This is a genomic window from Erwinia sp. E_sp_B01_1 (genome assembly GCF_036865545.1).
Lineage (GTDB): Bacteria > Pseudomonadota > Gammaproteobacteria > Enterobacterales > Enterobacteriaceae > Erwinia.
This window is the reverse complement of the sequence record NZ_CP142208.1, coordinates 3,245,515-3,269,813: the sequence shown is the minus strand read 5'-3', so window position 1 is coordinate 3,269,813 and position 24,299 is coordinate 3,245,515. Positions and strand designations below refer to the sequence as shown.

Genomic DNA, 24,299 nt, shown 5'->3' with positions numbered 1-24,299 from the left:
TTCAGATGAGAATTATTATTGATATCGTCCGGCTTCTCATTAAACTGCACACTGCTTTGTTCTGACCCGGATGGTGTTATGGAGTTGCTTCGCGTTGTATACCGGCAGTATCGCTGGCCTTTTGTCATGGTTATTGCTCTCAGCCTGCTTAGTGCGGCACTGGGGATAGGGCTGATCGCCTTTATCAACCGGGAGCTGATTGTTGCCCTGAATTCCTCTGTGATGGTGTTACCTGAATTTCTGGGGCTGCTGCTGCTTTTAATGGCGGTGACGCTGGCTTCGCAGCTCGCTTTGACCCTGCTGGGACACCATTTTGTCTACCGCCTGCGCGGTGAGTTTATCAAACGTATTCTGGATACCCAGGTTGAACGTATTGAGCAGATTGGCAGTGCCCAACTGCTTGCCGGGCTGACCAGCGATGTCCGCAACATCACGATTGCCTTTGTCCGCCTGCCGGAACTGATTCAGGGGATTATCCTGACAATAGGCTCGGCGGCCTATCTGGCCTGGCTCTCTGCTGAAATGCTGCTGGTCACCTCGGTCTGGGTTGCCGTGACCATCGTTGGGGGCTGGCTGCTGGTTTCCAGGGTTTACAGGCATATGGCTAAACTGCGCGAAATTGAAGATAACCTCTATAGCGACTTCCAGACCATCATTGAGGGGCGCAAAGAGCTGGCGCTTAATCGCCAGCGCGCCCAGCTGATTTTTGACACGGTATATCAGGAAGATGCCCGCAACTATCGTCACCACATTGTCCGGGCAGATACGTTTCACCTCAGTGCGGTGAACTGGTCCAACATTATGATGCTGGGTGCCATTGGTCTGGTGTTCTATATGGCTAACAGCCTGGGCTGGGCGGATACCGCCGTAGCTGCGACCTATTCCCTGACGCTGCTGTTCCTGCGCACGCCGCTGCTCTCAGCGGTGGGAGCATTGCCTACGCTGCTCACCGCTCAGGTCGCTTTTGATAAGCTCAACACCTTTAAGCTGGCCGACTATCACCCTGAATTCAGTGCGCCTGCCGCCTCCGGAAACTGGAAAACGCTGGAATTGCGTAATCTTGTTTTCCACTATGGCGATCGGGGCTTTGCTGTGGGTCCGGTAAATATGACCCTGAAAAGAGGGGAACTGGTGTTTCTGATTGGCGGCAACGGTAGCGGGAAATCTACTCTGGCCATGTTGCTGACCGGGCTTTATCAGCCGGTATCCGGGCAGATCCTGCTGGATGGTAAAGAGATTGACAGCGGCAGCATGGCCAGTTACCGCAGCCTGTTTTCGGCGGTGTTTACCGACGTTCACCTGTTTGACCGCCTGATTGATAACCGGGGTGAAGCGGCCGATCCGGCGAAAGTGCAGGCCTGGCTTAAGCGCCTGCAGATGCAGGATAAAATCCAGCTCGAAGGCAATAAAGTGCTGAACCTGAAGCTGTCGAAAGGGCAGAGCAAGCGCCTGGCGCTGCTGATGGCGACGGCAGAACAGCGCGACATTCTGCTGCTGGACGAATGGGCCGCCGATCAGGACCCGCATTTCCGCCGCATCTTTTATCGCGAACTGTTGCCGTGGTTGCAGGAGATGGGTAAAACCGTCTTTGCTATCAGCCATGACGATCACTATTTCCTGCATGCGGATCGCCTGCTGGAGATGCGTGAAGGCAAGCTCAGTGAACTGACCGGTGAAGAGAGGGAACAGGCCACGCTGGATGCCGTTAAGCGTACAGACATCGTCAGTTAACGGCCCGTCCTGGTAAGATAACTTTCAGGAAGCTGAAGGCGGGCACTGGTAGCGGGCGGGTAAGAGCGAGGCCATTGGTCTGAGAAAGATGGCAGGCTGCTGCCTGTGGTTCATCAAAGCCAATATCGCCATTAATCTATGGATGGACGAGCAATTACCCAGCTCAGCACTTCAGTCGGGGTCAGCCTGACCCGGCCAGTGAATTCCCTGCCTGCGGGGAACTCACTGGAAAAGGATGCCGTCAGACGCAGTCGAACTTCGCCCGTATCGGGCTGGCAGGCAATAATCTCAGCGCAGCCGAAATCCATAAACTGCCTGAGCTGCGGATAAAGGGCCTTGTACAGGCTCTCCTTCAGGGAAAAAGCCAGGGTCAGGGCGGTGGCAAAAGGCAAACCACTCTCCAGCAGTCTCCGTTTCTCTTCCTCCGTAATAATCGCAGCGTACATCTCCTCCGCCGTCTCCAGCTTCATTATCCTTTCGCAATCCACGCCTGCAAGCTTGCCGCTTTCGGTGTGGAGCAGTAGCAAGGCGATCCGCTGATGGCTGTGAGAGAGCGACCCCGCAAATCCCTGTGGCCACACCGGCGCTCTGTCAGCATCGTTTATCAGCAACCAGGGTTCCGCTCCCAGACGGCTCAGCGCATGGCGCACCAGCACTCTGCTGGCGAGATATTCCGCACGGCGTTTAGCCGCGGCTTTATTCAGATGGGTGGGAGCGGGGATGTCCAGCGAGGAAAAAAGCGGTTCACTGAAGCAGGCATAATCCCAGCAGGCCTGAATCAGACACACATCAGGATGTTCTGCTGGTGAGCTGAACTGCACATCCCTGAGAAACCCGTGAGAGACGGGGAGGGGGATATCCGTCAGCTTTCTGCCCGTGGGGGTGAGAGTGGAGTTGAAGCGTTTATTTACCGGCATGGTGCCTCCCTGACCTGCTTATCCTGTTGAAGGGTAATTTAAGCAGGTCAGGGTCGTGATAGCAAAAGGAGGTCAGTCGTTACGGGGAATAGCGAATTTTTTGAGTGACACTACAAAGTGATCATCGCCCCGGGAGATTTTCGCTCCACGGTCACACCAGTGGCTGGCAAGCCGGAAAAAATCATCACAGTCAATATCATACGCCAGCTCTACTTTATTTATCCCGGCATGCAGCATCTCATCTGCATCCTTGAAGTTCTTCGCTTTGTTTATCGCCATTTTCGGTCACCTGATGTAATGGTGTTGTTTTTGCCAGAAAAGTGTAGCGACAGCGTATGATGATCTTGTGACAGTTTTGTTGCAGCGTGTGGGTTTGAGACTTTCGCCACGTTGTTTGCGGCGAAAGTTCAAAGTAATCAAGGGGAGCTACTTTTTGATGAACTGAGTGAAGCTATCCTGATGATTGACCAGATACTCTGGAAATTCAGGCAGAGTAAGGGGCTGAACGACCAGATTACGGTCTCTTCCCCAAATATCTTCAGCCTGTTCAATCACCCGGGTGATATGTTCAGCGTTGTTGAATTCAGGAAGATCATACTCTGTATGAGAGATTGCGGACATTTTCTCAGCAATACGCTGTGGCGTCATGATCCAGGAGAAATGCCAGCCGCCGTCATGAATGATTCTGGTGTTCCATTTTAACCACTGCCATTTAAACCAGTTGCTTTTGATCGCACTTCGCTTCACGTTGCGCAACGTTTCGGGCTGCCCTGCAAAAAAATTCACCAGGTTTCTGTAGTTTACGGCTTTAGGTAACGTGCATTGACGAGGTGAACCATTGGTATTGAAAACCTGCAAATTGAACTGATAATTGTAGAAATTCTGATAAAAAATCGTGCAGAGCTGACTGGACTTTATCTTCGGAATAACGCGAGGATTGAAAATTTCATCGACGTCTGAAATCAGGATAGTATCCTCGCTGTTTGCCTCTTTCAGGCCATTCATAATAGCGTTGCGCGTATCAGCTTCGTTCTGCCATGCATCGGTATGCGGAGGTTGATCGAATATCACATAGATGATTTTATCGCTGAATGCCTGGTAATTTTCGGGCTTGAAATTAAGCGGCTTAGGCTTACCTGTGAAGGTATGGGTGGATTCTACAATGACAAATTTGTCGACCACGTCAGATAACGTGTTCAGGCGAAGACTTAACAGCATGTCCTCATCGTAATACAAAAAACAGTCATAAATCATCAGTATTCTCAGCGGCAGGGATTTAAATTTTTAGTAAAATCAAAGTAATGATGGGTATAAATCCTGAGCCACATCATGATTTGAATAAATAAGGTCGCTAAACGTAGCACCTTAAAAAATAACGTCTTTTAACTAGCAGCCTGAATATTTGAACATCAGTTAACTAAAAAAGCCTACAAGAAGTATGCCATAAAAAAGAAATCTTCAGGCAACCATCAAAGGTCGGACATCTCAAATTTTAATATCTATCGGTTTGTGATCTTTAAGCCACTCACAGTGTTGAGATTACCTCCAGTTACGTATAATATTTTATACGTAACGACAGGAGTGTTCAAGGATGGATACATTTTACGGATTAGAAAAGAGAATTGAATGGATTGGTAATTCTAAAGAGCAACTTCTTGAATTTCCTTCAGAAGTTATCAAAAATGCGGGTTTTGAACTTGGAAAAGTCCAAAATGGTGACGATCCAACTGACTTCAAGCCCATTTCTGACTGGGGTTCAGGGGTGATCGAAATCCGGTTGGAAGAAGAGACTAATGCGTACCGCGTTATCTATGTCGCAAAATTTGAAGAAGCTGTTTATGTCCTTCACAGCTTTCAGAAAAAGTCACAGCAAACCAGTCAGCCGGATGTAGCGATTATTAAAGCTCGTTATAAGGGTGTGGTTGCTGAAAGGAGAAAAAATGGCCACTAAAATTGATACTAAAACACGGCATATCACCCCCGCTGGCGGCAACATCTTTGCCGATCTCGGCTTTGAACCCACTGAAGCGGCTGTGCTGCTTGCCCGGTCTAAAGCTGATATTGCCCGGACAAAAGCCCTTAAAGCCCAACTCATGGAAGAAATTACCCTTTGGATGGAAGAGAGTGGAAATAAGCAATTGGAAGCGGCGAAACTTATGCATGTATCCCGTCCGCGTGTATCTGATGTGGTAAATCAAAAAACTGAAAAATTTACCCTCGATTCACTGGTAGGCATGCTTGGTCATATCGGTAAATCAGTAAGCCTGGTAGTTAAGTAAATGGCGCTGATTACAGTCGCTGTATACCGCCGGTTATTTTACCCAGCTTCTCTTGCGATTTTTTCCCATAAAAAAAGCAGCCTCAGGGGCTGCTTTTTTTGGGATTTTTGGTCGGCACGAGAGGATTTGAACCTCCGACCCCGGACACCCCATGACCGTGCGCTACCAGGCTGCGCTACGTGCCGACACGTGGAAGCTAATACTACGCAAAAAAGCGGTGATTGCAATACCTAACACGTTGACTGCTATGAAAATAACCAACTCATCAGTTTGCGATAAAGCGTTTTTCTTCCGTTAAGACCTGTAGCAGCAGGCCAAGCTGCGGCTTATGGTCTTTCAGGCGGTTGCCATTTTTATCCCACGCGGTATAGCTGCCGTTGTTATCCAGCACCAGCGTCACTTCCGGCGTGGTGATCACCAGCTGCCGATCGGTACTGCTGGCCACCCAATTGTGTTTACGCTGGGCGGCAAACAAATCTTCGCCCTGAGAATAGTCCACGGCAGGCGTGCTGACGTGCAGCAGGCGCTGCATCAGCGTGGTCATGATGTCCTGATGATCGGTGAGTTTACTGACCTGCTGCGCTGGCGTATTCGGCCAGTGCACAATCAGCGGCACCTTCAGGTTGGCGCGATTACCCATGCTGCTGTCGCCATCCAGCGCCACCCCATGCTCTGCGGTAATCACCACCACTGTTTTCTCCAGTAACCCTTTTTCTTCCAGAGTCGTCAGTACGGTTTCAATCTGCTTATCCACATCTGCCGCAGTACGGTTATACCGACGGGCGAGGTTTTTGCTGCTGCCATCAGCGGCGTCGTTACCGCCCAGAGAGAGATAAGAGAACCACGGCGCGCTCTGAGATTTCTGGGTTTCAAGCCAGCGCTGCCACTGTGCAGTAGTCTGCGAATTACTCTGCGTCTGCGAAGGCGGCAGCGAGAAGTCTGCCAGCAGCGCCTGACGATAAAGCGGAGACGCGAAACCGTCCGAAGCAAACAGTCCAAACTGATAGCCCTGTTTCCCCAGAGAATCGACCAGCACGGAAGGCATCCGGGAAGAAAGTACGCCATCCATATAGCTGGGAGAGATGCCATAGAACAGGCCAAACAAGCCGCTGTCAGCCCGGTTCCCTGCGCTGAAATGCTGGGTGAAGCTGACGTTCTGCCGGGCAAACTGGGCCAAATGCGGCAGCGATTTGGCCAGGGTGGCTTCATTCAGCCCGTCAACGGTGATAACCAGTAAATTACTACGGGTGCCTTTATCGCGGAAAGTAATGTCGTTCAGCGGGTAAGCAACGGACACCGCTTCCGGATTTCCCTGCTGTACCAGGCGGCGCTGATACTCCTGCGCATCCAGCAGACCATGCTTCTCAAGAAAGCGACGGGCTGTCATAGGATAGGATAAAGGCAGATTTGAGCGCTGCATGGTTATCGGGCGATAGAAATTGGCATCCGCCCAGATATAGAGCAGATGGCCGGCAAAAAACGCCACGATAAACAGCACGGCAAGCGGCTTGCCAAAGCTGCGCCGGTTAAGGCTGCGTAACTTCTGCCAGCTCCAGGTCGCAAACAGCATCTCCACCAGGAAGATCGCTGGCACGCTGATAAACATCAGTTGCCAGTCGCGCGCCATCTCACTCTGATCGGGATTGACCACCAGCTGCCAGACCACCGGATTCAGGTGCAGGTGGAACCGGTTAAAGACCGCGCTGTCCACCAGGATTAGCGTGAGTCCTGCGGTGGCTATAATCGCCGAGAGGAACCGCAGCAGCCGCTGCGACATCACCACAAAGGTGAGAGGGAAGATAATCAGCAGATAGGCGGCAAAAACAATAAAGCTGAAATGGCCTATCCAGCTGGAGAACGCATAAATACGCCCGGCCAGCGAGGCTGGCCAGTCGGAAACAAACAGGTAACGACTACCCAGAACAAAAGCCAGGATGATATTAAAGAGGGCGAACCAGTGCCCCCAACTGATCATCTGGGAGACTTTTTCACGGTAGCGCTGCCGATTGGTTACCATTACACAGCCATCACATTAATGGGCTTTATCATCGCGCACGGAAGCCTGTAAAGCTTCGGCGAATGAACGAGCCAGCGAATGGCGCTGAGCGGGTGCCACGCTGGTATTCAGCAAATTGGTCACCATATTTCCCAGTACCATCAGGGAAAGATCGGTAGGGGCCTTGTCTTTTTCAAGCACATGGGCCAGTTCTGCGAGGAGTTTTTCCACGCGGTCGTCACTGTAGCGGGATGATTGTGGCATAACGTCGAATTTTATGAGTATTAAAGGGCGGCATCTTACCGTAAAAGCGCGATTTTTTCTGCACTTTTCTCGTAAGCAGCAGGTTAATGTTGTTGCCTGTTGATTGCGGGGGCGCTCGGTGATTGAATACGCGCCTACATGAAAAGGAGAGTCTACCATGAGTCTGGATATCGAGCAGATTGCCCTCCACCAGTTGATTAAGCGTGACGAGCAGACGCTGGAGGTGGTGCTGCGCGAATCATTGCTGCCTGCCAACGCCCCCGTCACCGCGATGATGGAAGAGCTGCACCGTGTTTACAGCGCCAAGAGCAAGGCTTATGGCCTGTTTAATGAAGAGAGCGAACTGGCCGATGCGCTGCGTAACTGCCGCAAAGGGGAAGATGATTTCCTGGCCTTCAGCCGTGCTGCCACCGGACGGTTGCGTGATGAGCTGGCTAAATACCCGTTTGCTGAAGGCGGTATAGTCCTGTTCGGTCACTACCGCTACCTGGCGGTTGAATATTTGCTGGTTGCCGTGCTGAACAGCCAGAACAGTATGCGCGTCAACGACGAGCTGGATATCAGCAGTACTCACTATCTGGATATCAACCATGCTGACATTGTGGCGCGCATCGATCTGACCGAATGGGAAACCAATCCGGAATCCACGCGCTACCTGACTTTCCTGCGTGGCCGTGTAGGCCGTAAAGTCTCGGATTTCTTTATGGATTTCCTGGGAGCCAGCGTAGGTCTGGATACCAAAGCGCAAAACCGTGGCCTGCTGCAGGCAGTGGATGATTACTGTTCAGAGGCCAGCCTCGATAAAAATGAACGGCAGAACTACCGTCAGCAGGTCTACAGCTACTGCAATGAGCAGTTGCAGTCCGGTGAAGAAATTGAGCTGGCCGGGCTGTCCAGCGAGCTGGCACCGGTAGGCGAGAAAACCTTCCAGGCTTTCACTCAGGAGCAGGGCTATGAGCTGGAGGAGAGTTTTCCGGCCGATCGCAGCACGCTGCGTCAGCTGACTAAATTTGCCGGAAGCGGGGGAGGGATGACGCTGAACTTTGATGCGCTGCTGCTGGGGGAACGCATTTTCTGGGATCCGGCCACGGACACGCTGACCATTAAAGGCACGCCACCCAATCTGCGGGATCAGCTGCAGCGTCGTAGCGGCGGAAAATAAGGGCGCTTCGCGGGGGAAACCTCGCGGAAAACGCAGGCAAAAAAAACGCCGCATAAGCGGCGTTTTCTTCACAACGATGTCGAAAGGCTGTTAAGCGCGAACGAAGTCGATGTGGTGCAGTTTTGGCTTGAACGGGTGACGCTGAACAGCCTGCACTTTCACTTTTTCTTCTTTACCAGCAACAACAACTGTCAGAACGTCAGTGTAGAAGCCAGGCTTAGCCTGCATGTTCATCACTGAGTCGTGGTCCAGTTCGATAGCTACAGCTGCAGCTTCACCGCCATAAATGATGGCCGGGAATTTGTTAGCTGTACGCAGGCGGCGGCTCGCACCCTTGCCCTGCTCTTTACGTTCTTCTGCATTGATAGTGAACATTGTTCAATCTCTTTATCTGATTATCCTGCTACAGGCGACCCAGCAACAGGTTGGAGTGTTCAACTTTTGCTACAGCAAAAGCGGGGCGCATTATACCCAACTCCGGCTATCCGGGCAATGTATTAAAAAACGGCGCTAGCGGAGTTCATTGGCGCGCCGGTATCGCCCCTGGTAATCGAACATTTTTTCGCGGATTTGCCAGTAGTGGCGCTGCTTACGGGCTACCACAAAGTCCGGATGGCGCAGCAGTGGCTGAAGAGCCACAATATCGGCAGCGCTCTTCCAGCCCAGCGGCACGCCTGGGGCACGCTGATGGGGGCGTAAAAAAATCTGCTCGAAGGCGGTACGCTGCGCGGGTGTGCTGAGCCGGAATCGCTCGCTGACTTCAGTAGCGTCTTCATCGTAGTAACGCGCCTTGAGCCATTCCCCTTTCTCATCTGAGCCGCTTTCCAGCACCATGGCGGCACAGCGCAGTACCAGCGCATCTTTCAGCTTCAGCGCGGCCTTCAGCATATCGTCCGGATCCACCAGAATGGCATCACAGTCGTGGCATCGCCGGGCAGCAATATCATTTTCAGCATTGCAGTGCGGACAGCTTTTAAAGCGGAAACGAAAATCGCACTGTTCCCGTTCGCCTTCATCATCTTCCATCACGCCCTGACAGCGGCGGCCAAAGTGCTCGATGATCGTGCCATCGGCGGTGGTTTTCCCCCAGAAAGTATTGGCAAACCCGCAGGCCGGACAGAAAACCTGCACCGGCTTATTGTCGCTTTTGCCCTTGGGAGAGCCCACTTCCGGGGTGAAAATATCGTGCGGGTTGCCCGCGTAGTCCAGGATCAGGCAGTCGGTTTTTCCCGGAGAGAGGCGCAGCCCCCTGCCGACGATTTGCTGGTAAAGACTGACAGATTCAGTGGGGCGAAGGATGGCAATCAGATCCACATGCGGCGCATCAAACCCGGTGGTCAGTACCGCGACGTTGACCATATAACGCAGCTCCCGCGCTTTAAAGGCGGTAATCAGCGCATCCCGTTCAGGTCCCGGCGTTCCGGCACTGATCATCGCCTTACTGCCGGGCAGCAGGCCCAGCACCTCTTTAGCGTGCTCCACGGTAGAGGCGAAAATCATCACCCCTTCGCGATCCTGAGAAAACTCGACGATTTGCTGGACAATATGCGGGGTAATGCGCTGCTGCTGTTTCAGTTCACGGTTGAGATCCGCTTCGCTGAACAGGCCACTTTCGTTAGCGGTCAGTCGGCTGAAATCATACTGCACCACCGGCATGTCCAGCCTTTCCGGCGGCACAAGGAAACCGTGTTTAATCATATAGCGCAGCGGCAATTCATAAATACAATCACGAAACAGCGCTTTCTCATCGCCGCGCACCATACCGTGATAGTGAAACTGATAAATCCAGCCTTTCCCAAGACGATAGGGGGTGGCCGTCAGCCCCAGCAGGCGAAGATGAGGATTACGCAGGCGCAGGTGGCTGAGGATCTGCTGATACTGGCTGTCATCGGCATCGCTAATCCGGTGGCATTCATCAACAATCAGCAGGGTAAACTCGCTGTCAAACTGCGCCAGATTACGCGCGACAGATTGCACGCTGCCGAAAACGACTTTGCTGCGGCTCTCTTTTCGTTGCAGCCCCGCGGCGAAAATATCCGCTTCCAGCCCGTAAGCCTGATATTTGCTGTGATTCTGCGCCACCAGCTCCTTCACGTGGGCCAGCACCAGTACCCGGCCTCTTGCCAGCCGTGCCAGCTCAGCGATCACCAGGCTTTTGCCCGCGCCGGTAGGCAGCACGATGACCGCGGGCTGATGCGAACGGCGGAAGTAGCTGAGCGTGGCATCAACGGCTTCCTGTTGGTACGGACGTAGGGTAAACGACATGAATTTTTGAGGGATCTGAGAGCAAAACCGCATTATGCCACGAAAGCCGCAATCGTGCGCCTCAGCCTCTGTGCCTGAGGGCTAACTCCCGATATACTGTGGGTTCATTTCGAGATTCTTTCTCTAAACGTGCCGTTAGCGGCTACGTCGGTTTCATTTTTAACTCAAACAGGCAGTGCAGATTTAATGCGACTTGATAAATTTTTAGCTCAGCAACTGGAAGTCAGCCGGGCGATTGCCGCTCGTGAGCTGCGGGCACGTAAAGTCACCGTTGATGGGGAAGTGGTCAGAGATATCGCGTTCAAGCTGACCCCGGAAAACCAGGTTGAATACGACGGTAATCCTCTGCAACAGCAGTTTGGCCCGCGCTATTTCATGCTGAACAAACCGCAGGGCTATGTCTGCTCTACAGACGATCCGGATCATCCTACCGTGCTCTATTTCCTGCAGGAGCCTACCGCTTATAAACTGCATGCGGCAGGGCGTCTGGATATTGATACCACCGGCCTGGTGCTGATGACTGACGATGGGCAGTGGTCTCACCGCATCACCTCTCCACGCCACCATTGTGAAAAAACCTATCTGGTGACGCTGGAAAATCCGTTAGCGGACGATACCGCGGAGCAGTTCGCCAGAGGTGTACAGCTGCACAATGAAAAAGATCTCACCAAACCTGCCACGCTGGAAGTCGTCAGTGAAAATCAGGTGCGGCTGACTATCAGTGAAGGGCGCTACCATCAGGTAAAACGGATGTTTGCCGCCGTGGGTAACCACGTTGTGGCACTGCACCGGGAACGCATCGGCGAGATCGCGATGGATGAAGATCTGGAGCCGGGTGAATACCGTCCACTGACCGAAGAAGAAATTGCCAGCGTGGTTGTTCCCCGCTAACGGCAGGTTAACTAAACAGGAAAGGAGCAATGAGGGTGCGTAAGGACAAGAACTCATCGGTAGGACTGGTGGTGATTTTGGGCCTGTTGGCCATGTTAATGCCGTTGTCGATTGATATGTATTTGCCTGCGCTACCGCAAATTGCCCGTGAATTTGGCGTGTCGGCAGGCAGCGTGCAGATGACGCTGAATATCTACATTCTGGGATTTGCGCTGGGCCAGCTCTTTTATGGCCCCCTGGCGGACAGTTTTGGTCGTAAGCCGGTCATTGCCGCAGGAACGCTGATTTTTGCGGTTGCCGCAGCAGCCTGCGCCATGTCGCAGACTATCGACCAGCTGATCTTTATGCGTCTGCTGCACGGTTTATCGGCGGCGGCGGGCAGTGTGGTGATCAGCGCGTTGATGCGTGACAGCTACTCGAAAGAGGAGTTTTCCCGCATGATGTCCTTTGTCATGCTGGTCACGACTATTGCGCCTTTACTGGCCCCGATTGTCGGTGGCTGGCTGCTGCTGATCTGGAGCTGGCATGCCATTTTCTGGGCCATCTCTGGCGCGGCGGTGATCACCACTGTGCTGGTGGTCACGCAGATTAAAGAGACGCTGCCAAAAGATAAGCGGCAGAAATTTCATCTGCGAACCACGCTGCGTAACTTTCTTTCGCTGTTCCGCCATAAGCGCGTGTTCAGTTACATGCTTGCCAGCGGCTTCTCCTTTGCCGGCTTGTTCTCTTTTCTGAATGCCGGGCCCTTTGTCTATATTGAGCTGAACCACATCTCACCCCAGGATTTTGGTTACTACTTCGCGCTTAACGTGGTGTTCCTGTTCCTGATGACGCTGCTTAACAGCCGCTCGGTGCGCCGTTTTGGCCCGCTGGCGATGTTCCGCTTCGGTCTGCTGATACAGTTCACTATGGGCGTCTGGATGGTGATAGTCAGCGCGCTGAATCTGGGCTTTCTGCCGCTGGTGTTCGGCGTGGCGATGTTTATTGGCTGCGTGGCGATGGTGTCGTCAAATGCGATGGCGGTGATTTTAGAAGAGTTCCCGCATATGGCGGGGACAGCCTCTTCACTCGCCGGGACGCTGCGGTTTGGTGTAGGTGCGCTGGTGGGCGCTCTGTTATCCACCCTCTCATTTAACAGCGCCTGGCCTATGGTGGGGTCTATTTTTATCTGCGCCACGCTTTCCATCCTGCTGTTTATTCACGCAACACGTCCGCGTCATACTGTGGCCAGCTGAATCATGTTGCGCGCCGGACAGGCGCGCAGCTTCCTTCCGGCAAAGCTTTCTCGTTGCACTGCAACATACTTTCCGCATAACACCTGAGTTCCTGCCCGCATAACACCGGAATTTCCTGCCCGCATAACACCAAAATTCCCTGCCCGCATGACACCGAAATTTCCTGCCCGCATATCACCTGAGTTTCTTGCCCGCATAACACCTGAGTTCCTGCTCTCAAACGACGCTGTTTTTATCCAGCGCTGCAATTCCCTTTGCGCAGACCAATTCTTTTTTATGCATAATGTTATTCATTTGTGAAAATAACCAAGCGGAAAAGTTACCGTTATGCAACATAATGGTTGTTATCCCGCCGTTAACGCGGTAAACATAAGATTAAAATGAGAGTTAGTTCGCAAAAAATAACTCCTTTTCACTGCCGGGGCAGGAGCACAAACCGGTGATGGCTTTGCATCAGTTTAAAAATGCCGGGTAGCCACTTCAGCGCTACCTCTACCGGTCTGGGGAGTTCGGGTGAATACGTTACAAAATTCTGTGGTACACCGTTTGCCGCAAAGTTACCGTTGGGGGGCAGGGCCAGTCGGCACTTGTGTCGAACCTCTGATCCTGAACGGAGTGCTTGCAGACGATGATTTGATCGGGCTTACGCTGCTCAGCCATCAGGGCAGGCAGGCGTGGGACATTATGCAGATGATCAAGGACGCGCTGGCCGAAATCCAGCTCGATTGTGCCGTGGTGGAGTGGGCAGGGGAGCCTTGTCTGTTTGTTTCCCGTGAGGATGAATGCACCACGACCTGCCGCCTGAAAAACTTTGGGGTAGGCATTGCTGAAACTTTCCGGGATGCTTCTGCCTGAGCCTGAGCCTGAGCCTGAGCCTGAGTATCTGACTGGCTTACTCAGGCCGCGAGCTTGTCAGGCCAGCGAAAGAAGTTGCCTGGTGTACTCCGCCGCAGGCGCGGCAAAGAGTTGTTCACACTCCCCCTGTTCCACAACTTCCCCTTCGCGCAGCACCACAACCTGATGACACAGCGAACGCACCACCTGCAAATCGTGGCTGATAAAGATATAGGCCAGCCGGTGGCTCTGCTGAAGCTTCTTCAGCAGAGCCAGGATCTGCTTCTGCACGGAACGGTCAAGGGATGAGGTTGGCTCGTCCAGAATAATCAGCTGAGGCTGCAAAATCAGCGCCCTGGCGATAGCAATACGCTGGCGCTGACCGCCGGAAAACTCCGCCGGATAACGGTGACGCGTTGCGGCATCCAGACCCACTTCCTCCATCGCCTCAATCACTTTAGCTTCACGCTCTGCCGCCGTCAGGTCAGGATGGTGCACCTGCAACCCCTCTGCGATGATCTGTAAAACGTTAAGGCGTGGATTCAGGGAAGAGTTGGGATCCTGGAAAACGACCTGCACCTGACGGCGAACCGGCAGCATCTGGCGGCGATCCCACTGATGAAGCGGCTGATCTCTGAACCAGATCTCACCCCGGGAGGGGATCAGACGCAGCAGGGCCAGCCCGGTAGTGCTTTTGCCAGACCCCGACTCGCCAACCAGCCCCAGAGTTTCGCCGGGCCGCAGCGTAAAACTCAGCGATTTAAGCGCATGGTGGTAGCCAGTTATCCGCCGTAATAATCCCTGTTTGATCGGAAAGGCGACCTGAAGATTTTCCACCCGCAGCAAAGGCGGGGCTTCATTCTCTGCCGGTTCAGGACGACCTTCAGGCTCAGCATTTAACAGCGCCTGAGTATAAGGATGCTGCGGAGCGCTGAATAACGGCAGGGTAGTATTGCTCTCAACGGCCCTGCCATGCCGCATTACCACCACGTTGTCTGCCAGCTGGCGCACAATATTGAGGTTATGGGTGATAAACAGCAGCCCCATATTCATCTCCTGCTTCAGCTCCCTGAGCAGGGTCAGAATTTGCGCCTGCACCGTCACGTCCAGTGCGGTCGTGGGCTCATCGGCAATCAGCAACTCCGGCTGCGTCAGCAACGCCATAGCTATCATCACCCGCTGACGCTCGCCGCCGGAAAGCTGATGCGGAAAATCGTTGAGACGTTTTGCCGCCTGACGGATCCCCACGCGATCCAGACAGCTGAGCATTTCTGCTTTAGCCGCCTCTTTACGCATTCCCCGATGCAGCGACAGCACTTCATACAGCTGCTTTTCAATGCTGTGCAGCGGATTGAGCGAGACCATAGGTTCCTGAAAAATCATCGCCATCCGGTTGCCGCGCAGGCCACGCAGCGTGCGTTCATCGGCCCGCAATACATCCTGACCGGCAAACAGAATTTCGCCCTGGGGATAGACTACCGGCGGCGTTGGCAGCAGACGCATCATCGAAAGCGCGGTGACGCTTTTCCCGGAACCGGATTCGCCGACCAGCGCCAGCGTTTCGCCAGCTTCTACAGAGAGCGACAGGTCGGTCACCACCTGCCGCTCCACGCCCGCCTGACGGAAGGCAATGCTCAGATTTTTAACGGTCAGCAGTGACATCAGTACACCTTACTGGGATCAAAGGCGTCGCGTACCGCCTCACCAATGAAGATCAACAGCGACAGCAGGATCGCCAGTGAGAAAAAGGCCGTGATCCCCAGCCAGGGGGCCTGCAGGTTGTTTTTGCCCTGCAACAGCAGCTCTCCGAGCGAAGGGGAGCCCAGCGGCAGCCCAAACCCCAGAAAATCCAGCGAGGTCAGCGTAGTGATTGAGCCGCATAAAATAAACGGCAGATAGGTGAGGGTGGCGACCATCGCATTGGGCAGCATGTGGCGCGACATAATTTTGCTGTCGCTGACGCCCAGCGCCTGGGCAGCACGGATATAGTCAAAGTTGCGTGTGCGCAGAAATTCCGCCCTGACCACGCCCACCAGCTGCATCCAGCCAAACACCACGGTTATCGCCAGCAGCCACCAGAATCCCGGCTGGATCACGCTCGACAGCAGAATGATCAGAAACAGCGTGGGCATCCCGGACCAGACCTCAATAAACCGCTGGCCCCACAAATCGACTTTGCCGCCGTAATAGCCCTGAGTCGCCCCCACCACAATTCCGATGATGCTGGAGATCAGCGTCAGCATCAGGCCAAACAGCAGCGAAATCCGCATGCCATACAGGATCCTCGCCAGCACATCCCCGCCGTTGGCATCGGTCCCCAGCCAGTTTTGCGCTGAAGGAGGAGAGGGGAAAGGCACGGCTGTGGCAAAATTGATCGTGCCGTCACCAAAGCGGATCGGTGCCCAGATTGCCCAGCCCTCTTTATCGATGCGCGATTTAAGCCAGGGATCCTGATAGTCAGCCGCCGTTGCCAGCGGCCCACCAAAATCACTCTCTTCATAATTGATCAGCAGGGGGAAATAGGTACGGTCGTGATAATGCACCAGCAGCGGTTTTTCATTGGCCAGCAGCTCGGCACCAAGACAAAGTACAAACAGCATGGCGAAGATCCACAGTGACCAGTAACCACGGCGGTTATGGCGGAATCGCGCCCAGCGCGCCTGATTTACGGGGCTTAAACGGCTCATCAGCGTCCCTCAAAATCGATACGCGGATCGACCAGCGTATAGGTGATGTCGCTGAGGATGTTCAGCAGCAGGCCAATCAGGGTGAAGATATAGAGGGTGCCAAACATCACCGGATAGTCCCGCTGAATGGTGGCATCGTAGCCCAGCAGCCCAAGGCCATTGAGTGAGAACATCACCTCAATCAGCAGCGATCCGGTGAAGAACATGCTGATAAACGTGGCCGGAAAACCGGCGATAACCAGCAGCATCGCGTTACGAAAAACGTGCCGATAGAGAATTTTGCTCTCATCCAGCCCTTTAGCCCGCGCGGTCACAACGTACTGCTTGCGGATTTCATCCATAAAGGCGTTTTTGGTCAGCATCGTCAAAGTGGCAAAGCCGCCAATCACGGTGGCAATCACCGGCAGAGTAATGTGCCAGAGGTAATCGGTGATTTTGCCATACCACGGCAGCGAGTCGAACTGTGCAGAGACCAGCCCCCGCAGCGGAAACCAGTCCAGATAACTGCCGCCAGCGAACAGCACGATCAGCAGGATACCAAACAGGAAAGAGGGGATGGCGTAGCCAACGATGATCAGCGTGCTGCTCCAGATATCAAAAGCACTGCCGTTGCGCACCGCCTTTTTAATCCCAAGCGGGATCGACACCAGATAGATGATGAGCGTGCTCCAGAGCCCCAGAGTGACAGAGACCGGCAGGCTCTCTTTAATCAGCTGGATAACCGAGCTGCTGCGAAACAGGCTGTCGCCGAAATCAAAGCGGATGTAGTTCCACAGCATGGTGAAATAGCGCTCATGCAGGGGTTTATCAAAGCCGTAACGTTTGGTTATCTCGGCTATCACTTCCGGGTCCAGCCCGCGTGAACCCCGATACTGGCTGTCGCCTGGGTTGGCATTCAGGCTGGCTCTGCCGTGGCTTTCACCGGCGTTCCCGCCGCCAGGCATACCGGTAGTCTGGCCAAATTCAACGTTCGCCAGCGCCTGATCGACCGGGCCTCCTGGCGCAATTTGCACGATGAAGAAATTGATAGTGATGATCGCCCACAGGGTAGGGACGATCAGCAGCAGTCTGCGTAGTAAATAGGCGCCCAAACTTTACCCCTTAACGACGTTGGGCCGGCAGCAGCGCGGCTTTATTGGCATCATACCACCAGTTATCAAAGCCCTGAGCGTAAGTGGGCCGGGTGGCTGGCATCGAAAACTTGTTCCAGTAAGCAGACCTGTCGTTGGCGTTATACCACATCGGGATCATGTAATAGTTCCAGGTCAGCACCCGATCCAGCGCCCGCCCCAGCGGCAGAAGCGCAGCCTGATCGCCCTGGTGCTGATTGATCCTGGCGATCAAACCATCCAGCACCGGATCCGCCACCCGAGGGCGGTTGTAGCTGGAGTCGATAAAAGAGGAGGCCCAGTAAATCTGCAGATTGCTGTCCGGGAAGGGCATCGCCGGATAGGGCGAAGGCAGCATATCAAAATCCCCCTTACGCAGGCGGGCGAGATACTGGGAACTGTCAACCTGACGGATGTTCAGGGTGATGCCTAACCGGCTCAGGTTATGCTGGAAGGGCAGCACCCATTGATCGTTTCCTCCGCTGCGCAGTAACAGCTCAAACTGAAAGGTTTGGCCCGTTTTGACATTGGTGAGCCGCTGGTTTTTGATTTCCCAGCCTGCCTGCTTCAGCAACGCCAGCGCCTGAAGCATATTTTTCCTGTCATAGCCGCTGCCATCCGTTCTGGAGGGCTGGTAGATCTTGGAAAAAACCTCGTCGGGAATTTTGCCCTTCAGCGGCGCCAGAATTTCCAGCTCTTTCGCATCCGGATAATCTCTCGCTGCATAGTCGGTATTCTGGAAATAACTTTGGGTGCGTTTATAAGCCCCATAAAACAGCGCCTTGTTCATCCATTCAAAATCAAATGCCAGCGAAAGGGCTTCCCTTACCCGGCGATCGTTGAACTGCGGCCGCTGTACATTAAAGGCCAGCCAGGTGGTCTGGGTGGTCACGGTATTGGGCTGTTCATCTTTGGTGATGTAATGATTTTCAAAGTTCTTACCGCGATATTGCGTGGCCCATTTCTTTGCCGAACCCTCACTGCGAAAATCAAAGGCGCCTGCCTTAAAGGCTTCAAAGGCGACGTTATCGTCAAGGTAATAATCGTAGCGCAGCGTATCGAAGTTAAAACGGCCTTTATTGACCGGCAAACTGGCTGCCCAGTAATCTTTCACGCGGGAATAAGTGATGAACTGGCCCACTTTATAAGCGGTGATGCGGTAAGGACCGCTGGATAAAGGCGGAGAGGAAAGCGGTTCGCCGAGATTATGATCCTTCCAGAATTTCTCCGGGAATACCGGAGTGGAAAGCAGCGACAGCATTTTGTCACGATCGCTTTCAGGGAGGTCGAAACGCACGGTCAGTCGGGAGATCGCTTTTACGGTCACGCCTTTGTAAAACACGCGATACTGCGGTACGCCTTCGGTCATAAACTTGTGAAAGGTAAAGGCGACATCTGCTGCTGTCATCGCTGAGCCGTCCTGAAAACGGGCGTTGGGGTTCAGCGTCACTTCAATCCAGCGGCTGGAGTCCGGGTAGCGGGCAAACTGCGCAATCAGCGGGTAGTAACTGCCGGTCTCATCTTCAGAGTTGGCAAACAGCGTGTCATAAAGGGTATCTGTTCTGGCGCCAGGATTACCCCGCATGGCAAACCGGTTGAAATTATCGAAGGTGCCAATGGCCGACAGGGTGGCACTCCCGCCTTTTGGCGCAGCAGGACTGGCATAATCAAAGTGAGTGAAATTTGGGCTGTATCTGGGTTGGCCGAGCTGCGCGAAGGCATAACTTTTATGAATAATTTCCGCCTGAGCGGCAACAGCAATCACGCTGAAGAAAAGTCCGGTAAACCAGCGCAGGATCATAATGTTATTCGGCTCCCTGAGAAATACGGCCCGTGCAAGATTAGCAGCAGCTGAACCGGCGAGGCAATGCGTATTATCGGCACTTTACGCTTGTGGACATTGCGTCTGCACAGTCTCTGGCCTGCATTGTGGCTCTTCACGGTAATACTCAATCAGCTGTTCAACCGTGCGGGGGCGACTGAAGTAAAAGCCCTGCATATGGGTGACGCCACGCTGTTGCAGCCAGTCGGCCTGCTCAGGGGTTTCGACGCCTTCGGCCACGGTGCGCAGATTGAGTTTTCTGGCCAGGGTTAAGACCGTATCCAGCACCGGTGAGGTCACGGTTTCCAGACCGATACTTTGTACGAAGCCACGATCGATCTTCAGGTAGTCGAACCTGAATTTTTCCAGATAGATCAGCGCGCTGTGCCCGGTGCCAAAATCATCGATGGCGATCCGAATGCCCCTGTTCTGGATCCACGCAAAAACCTCGCAGGCATTCTGCCTTTCTACCATGGTGCGCTCGGTGATTTCAAAAACGTAGGTATAGTGCGCGGCCGGCATGGCCCTGAGCCAGTTTTCCACGTCCTGATAAAAACAGGGGTCGGTCAGATGTTTAGGCGAGAGATTCAGACCCAGGCTGGTTCCTGCCGGAACAACCTGTTGTAGCTGGTGGGCATCCCGGGCAACCAGATCAAACAGATGGCGGGTCAGGGGAACAATCAGATTTTTGCCTTCAGCATAGCTGATAAAAGTATCGGGGCTGATGCGCCCGGCAGTGGGGTGAGTCCAGCGCAACAGAGCTTCCATACCGTAAGCCCTGCCGGTTGAAACTTCAATCACCGGCTGATATTCAACGTGAAATTCTCCACGCTTAATCCCCAGCAGGATCTCTTTACCCGGGTGAATGCGTAAGGAAATTATCAGGAAGCAGCCGCCGCCACTTAACAGAGCCAGTAACAGACCCGCCAGCAGAACAAGGTTGATGTCGCGGGAAGGTAAGGTTTCGCCATAGAGCATCAGCTTCATCGGGTAACCGGGGATAAGAATGGTTTTCAGTGGGGAAGGGGGCAGGGATGAGAGCGTCACCACTCGCTGTTGCCAGGTCGTCAGCGCTTTGTTTCCAGCAACGATCGCCATCCCGCTCAATTCCTGCTGGTGCGCGGCCATCAGCAGGTAATCCGTCAGGTTGATGTTCAGGGTGGTGAGCACGCCGCTTCCGCTGCCTGATTTCAGCCACAAGGCAATGGCGGGTTTACCGGGCACCATGGGGGTTTCCGCCAGAAGCTGAATATCAATCTCTTTGCTGGTTTGGGTATCGGGCGAAAGTTGGGCTACGGCATTATACATGGAGCCGGTGGCCGAAGAGCAAAAGGCGATATTCTGCGAAACCAGTAAAATAGCGCGAATATTCCCGGCAAATGCCGCTTTCTGCGTCAGTTGTTGTTGTATTGCGGGGCAGGTCCCCTGGGTAGCGGAACGCAAAGGGGCCAGCGTGCGCTTAAGTTCATTGATGCCTTCCACCACATAAGCCTGGCTATGTCTGGCCAGTTGGTCGTGGTTAGCGGATCGCTGATGCCAGACCAGCGTCAGGGTAATGACGGTAAACAGGATAAAGACAACTAACCCACTCAATGCACTGAGACGGGCAATCTTGCGCGGATCGTTGACGTGCCGCGAGATTGTTTTAGAAAGTGGCATTCAGGGGATCTCCCGTTGGCGCCTGTGATTTCCTGTAGATCAAAAAAAACGCTGCATAAGCAGCGTTTATTATCTCGTTTTTCGCAGACTTCAGGGATCTGAAATCAGCTTGGCGTGTGGCTCAGGACCCGGCGAGCTTCGCGGTAACGCTTCTTCCAGTAGTTGTCGTTGAGATTCGAAATCATAACGCCACTACTGGTAGAGGCGTGAACAAAATTATCGTTACCGAGATAGATGCCGACATGGCGACCGGTGGAACCGGCGCGGAACAGCACTAAATCTCCCGCACGTAACTTGCCACGGTTAATACTTTTTCCGGTGTCTTCCTGCTCATAGGTCGAGCGGGGCAGATCGAGGCCAAACTGTTCACGAAAAGTGGTCTGTACAAATGCCGAACAATCAATGCCGCGCTTGCTGGTACCGCCGAGACGGTAACGAACGCCTTTCCAGTCTGCATACTGATCCATCAGGCGGGATTTAATATCCACGTTCTGGACCATCTGTTCGAATTCATCCTGAGACGCTTGAAGTAAAAAACCGTTCTGGCTTTTAACTGCATGAGTATCAGTTTGTGCATTATTGCTGGTATTTGTCGAGCTACATGCTGATAACACTGTCGCTAAGGCGACCGCGGGTAAAACCCGCCAGATATATCTCAGTATTGGTTGAGACTTGACCATTATGTTTGTGATCCCTTGAGGTCCTTAACGACGAAGTCGTTAGATAAAGTGCGAAACGGAACGAGATTAATTAGCGCGACAGGGTAAGACAATTCCTGAAAGCCCGAAATGTGCAAGGGAGCACAGTTTTAAGCATAAAACCGGGAAATAGTTTACTTGTTAAGCCTAATTGGAAATGAGGTTACCCGATTAAAAGCCGCATGGCGAGGGGTTTTGGCGACTTTTTTTCAGATTTTTATCATAAGAAACAGGAATGTCACAACAAGGCGACTTTATCGGCAATCATGGAGAAAACTTGAGGAATAAAGTGCAGAAAGTGTTTAAAAAAAATACGCTGGCAGCAAATTGAGATTAATCATGCTGGACAATCCCCCCAGGTCACTGATTTTCACTGGCAGTAACCTTAATGAAATGTTCAGAGTGTTATTTAAAAGCGGTGTTGCGCTACAGGCCTCAGAACAGCGGGTGGCTGTTTCTGGCTACCTGCAGCGCAGAAATGAAAAGCTTACTTAACGGGTTTATATTTCCCCGGCAAATAGCGATCTAAAGCATTGACCAGCAGATCGCTTAGCGGCGTCAGCAGGCACCAGCTCATCCCCACCAGCACGACCGAAAGCGATCCCACCACCACGTCGGTAAACCAGTGTGCGCCAATCATGATGCGCGGCGCGGCAAAGATCAGCACTATGGCTACGGCAATCATAAAGGCACGACGGGTAAAATAGCGCAGCATAAAGCAGGCAAAGATCATCAGCATCATGCCGTGGTCGCCAGGGAAACTGTCTGCCGAAGCGTCTTTGGCTGGGATACCTGTCAAATCGGTCACATGATTAACATCCGGGAAAAATTTGGTCGGGCTGGGGTGTGAGACCGGAATCAAATGACCCAGCTGATTCAGCACCACCGCACAAATCAGCATAGCGATACCGATAGCCAGCAGCCTGCGTCGTCCCTGAGGCGTCTCACGGCGCCAGAAGTGCAGGTAAAGCGCGCCCATCGCCAGCAGGGATATGCCGTCGAAAGCACGGAAGTTAGTGATCGCCAGCAGCCACAGCAGCGGCTTGTTGGTCAGCAACCTGTCGTTGAACCAGTAGAAGATCTCTTTATCTATCGGGAACCAGAAGCCATGGTTCGCTGGCAGATACCAGGACAGGAACAGGGCTATTCCCAGCGCATTCAGCACCAGGATAGTCAGTAAACGGTTTAGGGTCATTTGTGTTAAGGATAAATTAAGAAATCGTAACGGCGCAGATTATACCTCAGGAGTTAAACGAAGTTTCAACAAAGAAGTTTGCAGGCTGTTCCAGTCAGCTTCGGTTTCATTAATCATCTCTATCCGGCTGTCTGGTGGCGAGGATTGTCGCGTTTCAATATGGAAATCTTCTCCCTGGCGATTGACGCTGACCAGCCCCTCTTTGATGCGCATGACTCCCTTCACCCGTGAGACTGGCGCAAGCCGCACCCATTCCAGCAGCCCGACGGTGTCAAATACCGTCTCCTGATCAAAGATCCAGCCACAGGCGTGATATCCCTGTCCCTGCTGCAGTGAACGCCGCCAGCGGGTGCCGTTGTTGAGTGACAAAGCGGCCAGTCCGGATTTCGGATGCGGGTGGGCATGGTGCAGTGCATCGGGAAGCATCCGGACGTTCCTGCGGGGGAGTTCCAGCAACGCATTATCAATTTTGCCAAAGCTGACGCCGATCACGGGCCGCTGAAGTTGATCATTGTTCTGCCACTCTAATAAAGCCTGCCGATCGGTTTCCTGCCAACGATCTTCTTTATTCGCCACAATAATATCGGCAGCGGCCAGCTGATCGCGGAAATTTTCATTCTCCACCACACGCCGATCGGAAAGCTGACGCGGATCCATTACGCAGATTGAGGCGTCCAGCGTCAGCCAGGGACGATAAACTTCGGCGGAAAGCATATCCAGAATCTGTTTGGGGTGGCCTAAACCTGTGGGTTCAATCAGCAGTCGGTCCGGCTTTGCCTGTTTCAGCAACATATTCAGACCAACCTGCATCGGCAGCCCGTTTACGCAGCACATACAGCCGCCGGGGATCTCTTTGACCGTCGCGCCGCTTTTCGCCAGCAGGGCACCATCTATACCGACTTCGCCAAATTCATTGACCAGCACCGCCCATTTTTCCTCTTCAGGCTTGTTGGCCAGTAAATGCAGCAGCGTGGTGGTTTTCCCGCTGCCCAGAAAGCCGGTGATTAAATTTACCCGCGTCATCTCTTCCTCACTTACTACGAAAATTGAAGTTTTTCCTGCCGGAGCCGATCTGTTTACTGCAGAGTCATCGGGTTGTAATCAAAGCGTGATTCTCCTGACAAATCGAAGATTTGTTTCAGGTCATCCAACCACTGACGGCTAGGCTACAGTATGTAGCCAACCTGTTAATGAGGTATTTATGAACGGCATCAAGTCAGCGTTACTGGGCGTGGTTTTAACCTCATGGACGAGTTATGCACTGGCAGACAACACGTCAGGCAGCATCGGCTCAGGAGTGATCCATTTTCAGGGGGCTATTGTTGAAGCTGGCTGCGATATCACTTTTCAACAAAGTCTGGTCAGCACGGCCTGCTTCCGTCAGGGGAAAAATACGCGCACCACCTCGGATGTCACGGCAAATAAGGCCATACCTGCCGCACTGGGAACCTCTGAAGTGAAGTGGCTGAATCCACAACATACGCAGGGCGTAGTGACCCTTAGCTATAACTGATGAATTTGTTATAACATAACAAAACCGGCGATGCACGGGGCC

Annotated in this window: 23 protein-coding genes and 1 tRNA gene; 8 read left to right on the top strand and 16 right to left on the bottom strand. The window is 53.2% G+C overall.

Annotated elements, in window-relative coordinates; all coding sequences use genetic code 11:
- The first annotated feature begins 78 nt into the window (after positions 1–78).
- Entirely contained in the window at positions 79–1,731 is a 1,653-nt protein-coding gene (locus VRC33_RS15440) for a multidrug ABC transporter permease/ATP-binding protein (RefSeq protein ID WP_338557199.1), read from the top strand.
- Between the two features lie 131 nt (positions 1,732–1,862).
- Here VRC33_RS15440 and VRC33_RS15435 read toward each other — a convergent pair whose 3' ends face one another.
- The 3 genes from VRC33_RS15435 to VRC33_RS15425 form a co-directional block, all read right to left on the bottom strand.
- On the bottom strand, positions 1,863–2,648 hold the full coding sequence (locus VRC33_RS15435; RefSeq protein WP_338557198.1) for a 4'-phosphopantetheinyl transferase superfamily protein: 786 nt from the start codon (positions 2,646–2,648) through the stop codon (positions 1,863–1,865).
- A 72-nt stretch (positions 2,649–2,720) separates the two neighbouring features.
- Positions 2,721–2,927, bottom strand: a complete 207-nt coding sequence (locus VRC33_RS15430; RefSeq protein ID WP_338557197.1) for a hypothetical protein — start codon at positions 2,925–2,927, stop codon at positions 2,721–2,723.
- 147 nt (positions 2,928–3,074) lie between these two features.
- Positions 3,075–3,902 (bottom strand): benzoate transporter, encoded by an 828-nt coding sequence (locus VRC33_RS15425; RefSeq protein ID WP_338557196.1) that lies wholly within the window; start codon positions 3,900–3,902, stop codon positions 3,075–3,077.
- A 337-nt stretch (positions 3,903–4,239) separates the two neighbouring features.
- Between VRC33_RS15425 and VRC33_RS15420 the strand changes: the two genes are divergently transcribed.
- Together VRC33_RS15420 and VRC33_RS15415 are read left to right on the top strand one after the other, a co-directional pair.
- Positions 4,240–4,599, top strand: coding sequence for a type II toxin-antitoxin system RelE/ParE family toxin (locus VRC33_RS15420; protein ID WP_338557195.1), 360 nt, complete (start codon positions 4,240–4,242; stop codon positions 4,597–4,599).
- Entirely contained in the window at positions 4,589–4,927 is a 339-nt protein-coding gene (locus tag VRC33_RS15415) for an XRE family transcriptional regulator (protein ID WP_338557194.1), read from the top strand. Before VRC33_RS15420 ends, VRC33_RS15415 begins: the two co-directional genes overlap by 11 nt.
- A gap of 108 nt (positions 4,928–5,035) precedes the next feature.
- Here the strand turns inward: VRC33_RS15415 and VRC33_RS15410 are convergent.
- The 3 genes from VRC33_RS15410 to VRC33_RS15400 form a co-directional block, all read right to left on the bottom strand.
- Positions 5,036–5,112, bottom strand: a tRNA-Pro gene (locus tag VRC33_RS15410).
- Positions 5,113–5,192: 80 nt separating this feature from the next.
- Positions 5,193–6,944, bottom strand: coding sequence for an LPS biosynthesis-modulating metalloenzyme YejM (gene yejM / locus VRC33_RS15405; protein WP_338557193.1), 1,752 nt, complete (start codon positions 6,942–6,944; stop codon positions 5,193–5,195).
- 15 nt (positions 6,945–6,959) lie between these two features.
- Entirely contained in the window at positions 6,960–7,187 is a 228-nt protein-coding gene (locus VRC33_RS15400) for a YejL family protein (protein WP_338557192.1), read from the bottom strand.
- A 157-nt stretch (positions 7,188–7,344) separates the two neighbouring features.
- On the opposite strand from VRC33_RS15400, the gene yejK reads away from it, so the two are divergent.
- On the top strand, positions 7,345–8,349 hold the full coding sequence (yejK, locus tag VRC33_RS15395; protein WP_338557191.1) for a nucleoid-associated protein YejK: 1,005 nt from the start codon (positions 7,345–7,347) through the stop codon (positions 8,347–8,349).
- 90 nt (positions 8,350–8,439) lie between these two features.
- On the opposite strand, the gene rplY is transcribed toward yejK, so the two are convergent.
- Together rplY and VRC33_RS15385 are read right to left on the bottom strand one after the other, a co-directional pair.
- Positions 8,440–8,724, bottom strand: a complete 285-nt coding sequence (gene rplY / locus VRC33_RS15390) for a 50S ribosomal protein L25 (protein ID WP_338557190.1) — start codon at positions 8,722–8,724, stop codon at positions 8,440–8,442.
- A 135-nt stretch (positions 8,725–8,859) separates the two neighbouring features.
- Positions 8,860–10,614, bottom strand: coding sequence for a DEAD/DEAH box helicase (locus VRC33_RS15385; protein ID WP_338564505.1), 1,755 nt, complete (start codon positions 10,612–10,614; stop codon positions 8,860–8,862).
- Positions 10,615–10,800: 186 nt separating this feature from the next.
- Between VRC33_RS15385 and rsuA the strand changes: the two genes are divergently transcribed.
- The 3 genes from rsuA (at position 10,801) to VRC33_RS15370 (ending at position 13,595) form a co-directional block, all read left to right on the top strand.
- Positions 10,801–11,505, top strand: a complete 705-nt coding sequence (gene rsuA, locus VRC33_RS15380) for a 16S rRNA pseudouridine(516) synthase RsuA (RefSeq protein ID WP_338557189.1) — start codon at positions 10,801–10,803, stop codon at positions 11,503–11,505.
- Between the two features lie 35 nt (positions 11,506–11,540).
- Positions 11,541–12,740, top strand: coding sequence for a Bcr/CflA family multidrug efflux MFS transporter (locus VRC33_RS15375; protein WP_338564309.1), 1,200 nt, complete (start codon positions 11,541–11,543; stop codon positions 12,738–12,740).
- 513 nt (positions 12,741–13,253) lie between these two features.
- Positions 13,254–13,595 (top strand): YejG family protein, encoded by a 342-nt coding sequence (locus tag VRC33_RS15370; RefSeq protein ID WP_338557188.1) that lies wholly within the window; start codon positions 13,254–13,256, stop codon positions 13,593–13,595.
- Positions 13,596–13,652: 57 nt separating this feature from the next.
- On the opposite strand, the gene yejF is transcribed toward VRC33_RS15370, so the two are convergent.
- The 8 genes from yejF to VRC33_RS15330 all read right to left on the bottom strand — a co-directional run bounded on the left by yejF (position 13,653) and on the right by VRC33_RS15330 (position 23,767).
- Complete coding sequence (gene yejF, locus VRC33_RS15365) at positions 13,653–15,236, bottom strand: microcin C ABC transporter ATP-binding protein YejF (RefSeq protein ID WP_338557187.1); 1,584 nt, start codon at positions 15,234–15,236, stop codon at positions 13,653–13,655.
- Positions 15,236–16,261: a microcin C ABC transporter permease gene (locus VRC33_RS15360; RefSeq protein ID WP_338557186.1), complete on the bottom strand. Its 1,026-nt coding sequence runs from the start codon at positions 16,259–16,261 to the stop codon at positions 15,236–15,238. Before VRC33_RS15360 ends, yejF begins: the two co-directional genes overlap by 1 nt.
- Positions 16,261–17,352, bottom strand: coding sequence for a microcin C ABC transporter permease YejB (locus tag VRC33_RS15355; protein ID WP_338557185.1), 1,092 nt, complete (start codon positions 17,350–17,352; stop codon positions 16,261–16,263). The genes VRC33_RS15360 and VRC33_RS15355 overlap by 1 nt, the downstream gene beginning before the upstream one ends.
- 10 nt (positions 17,353–17,362) lie before the next feature.
- A complete protein-coding gene (locus tag VRC33_RS15350) occupies positions 17,363–19,171 on the bottom strand; it encodes an extracellular solute-binding protein (protein ID WP_338557184.1) in 1,809 nt (602 codons plus the stop codon).
- Between the two features lie 84 nt (positions 19,172–19,255).
- Entirely contained in the window at positions 19,256–20,851 is a 1,596-nt protein-coding gene (locus VRC33_RS15345; protein ID WP_338557183.1) for a cyclic di-GMP phosphodiesterase, read from the bottom strand.
- Between the two features lie 104 nt (positions 20,852–20,955).
- The gene (gene mepS / locus VRC33_RS15340) at positions 20,956–21,531 is read right to left on the bottom strand and encodes a bifunctional murein DD-endopeptidase/murein LD-carboxypeptidase (protein WP_338557182.1); all 576 of its coding nucleotides are present in this window, start codon (positions 21,529–21,531) and stop codon (positions 20,956–20,958) included.
- A gap of 505 nt (positions 21,532–22,036) precedes the next feature.
- Entirely contained in the window at positions 22,037–22,744 is a 708-nt protein-coding gene (locus VRC33_RS15335; protein ID WP_338557181.1) for a phosphatase PAP2 family protein, read from the bottom strand.
- A gap of 39 nt (positions 22,745–22,783) precedes the next feature.
- Positions 22,784–23,767: a GTP-binding protein gene (locus VRC33_RS15330; protein WP_338576763.1), complete on the bottom strand. Its 984-nt coding sequence runs from the start codon at positions 23,765–23,767 to the stop codon at positions 22,784–22,786.
- Positions 23,768–23,945: 178 nt separating this feature from the next.
- On the opposite strand from VRC33_RS15330, the gene VRC33_RS15325 reads away from it, so the two are divergent.
- The gene (locus VRC33_RS15325) at positions 23,946–24,257 is read left to right on the top strand and encodes a hypothetical protein (protein ID WP_338557180.1); all 312 of its coding nucleotides are present in this window, start codon (positions 23,946–23,948) and stop codon (positions 24,255–24,257) included.
- Positions 24,258–24,299: the final 42 nt, after the last annotated feature.

Coding starts and splice junctions, on each gene's coding strand:
- VRC33_RS15440 (WP_338557199.1), top strand. CDS start 79: ATGGAGTTGCTTCGCGTTGTATACCGGCAGTATCGCTGGCCTTTTGTC.
- VRC33_RS15435 (WP_338557198.1), bottom strand. CDS start 2,648: ATGCCGGTAAATAAACGCTTCAACTCCACTCTCACCCCCACGGGCAGA.
- VRC33_RS15430 (WP_338557197.1), bottom strand. CDS start 2,927: ATGGCGATAAACAAAGCGAAGAACTTCAAGGATGCAGATGAGATGCTG.
- VRC33_RS15425 (WP_338557196.1), bottom strand. CDS start 3,902: ATGATTTATGACTGTTTTTTGTATTACGATGAGGACATGCTGTTAAGT.
- VRC33_RS15420 (WP_338557195.1), top strand. CDS start 4,240: ATGGATACATTTTACGGATTAGAAAAGAGAATTGAATGGATTGGTAAT.
- VRC33_RS15415 (WP_338557194.1), top strand. CDS start 4,589: ATGGCCACTAAAATTGATACTAAAACACGGCATATCACCCCCGCTGGC.
- yejM (WP_338557193.1), bottom strand. CDS start 6,944: ATGGTAACCAATCGGCAGCGCTACCGTGAAAAAGTCTCCCAGATGATC.
- VRC33_RS15400 (WP_338557192.1), bottom strand. CDS start 7,187: ATGCCACAATCATCCCGCTACAGTGACGACCGCGTGGAAAAACTCCTC.
- yejK (WP_338557191.1), top strand. CDS start 7,345: ATGAGTCTGGATATCGAGCAGATTGCCCTCCACCAGTTGATTAAGCGT.
- rplY (WP_338557190.1), bottom strand. CDS start 8,724: ATGTTCACTATCAATGCAGAAGAACGTAAAGAGCAGGGCAAGGGTGCG.
- VRC33_RS15385 (WP_338564505.1), bottom strand. CDS start 10,614: ATGTCGTTTACCCTACGTCCGTACCAACAGGAAGCCGTTGATGCCACG.
- rsuA (WP_338557189.1), top strand. CDS start 10,801: ATGCGACTTGATAAATTTTTAGCTCAGCAACTGGAAGTCAGCCGGGCG.
- yejF (WP_338557187.1), bottom strand. CDS start 15,236: ATGTCACTGCTGACCGTTAAAAATCTGAGCATTGCCTTCCGTCAGGCG.
- VRC33_RS15360 (WP_338557186.1), bottom strand. CDS start 16,261: ATGAGCCGTTTAAGCCCCGTAAATCAGGCGCGCTGGGCGCGATTCCGC.
- VRC33_RS15350 (WP_338557184.1), bottom strand. CDS start 19,171: ATGATCCTGCGCTGGTTTACCGGACTTTTCTTCAGCGTGATTGCTGTT.
- VRC33_RS15345 (WP_338557183.1), bottom strand. CDS start 20,851: ATGCCACTTTCTAAAACAATCTCGCGGCACGTCAACGATCCGCGCAAG.
- mepS (WP_338557182.1), bottom strand. CDS start 21,531: ATGGTCAAGTCTCAACCAATACTGAGATATATCTGGCGGGTTTTACCC.
- VRC33_RS15335 (WP_338557181.1), bottom strand. CDS start 22,744: ATGACCCTAAACCGTTTACTGACTATCCTGGTGCTGAATGCGCTGGGA.
- VRC33_RS15330 (WP_338576763.1), bottom strand. CDS start 23,767: ATGACGCGGGTAAATTTAATCACCGGCTTTCTGGGCAGCGGGAAAACC.
- VRC33_RS15325 (WP_338557180.1), top strand. CDS start 23,946: ATGAACGGCATCAAGTCAGCGTTACTGGGCGTGGTTTTAACCTCATGG.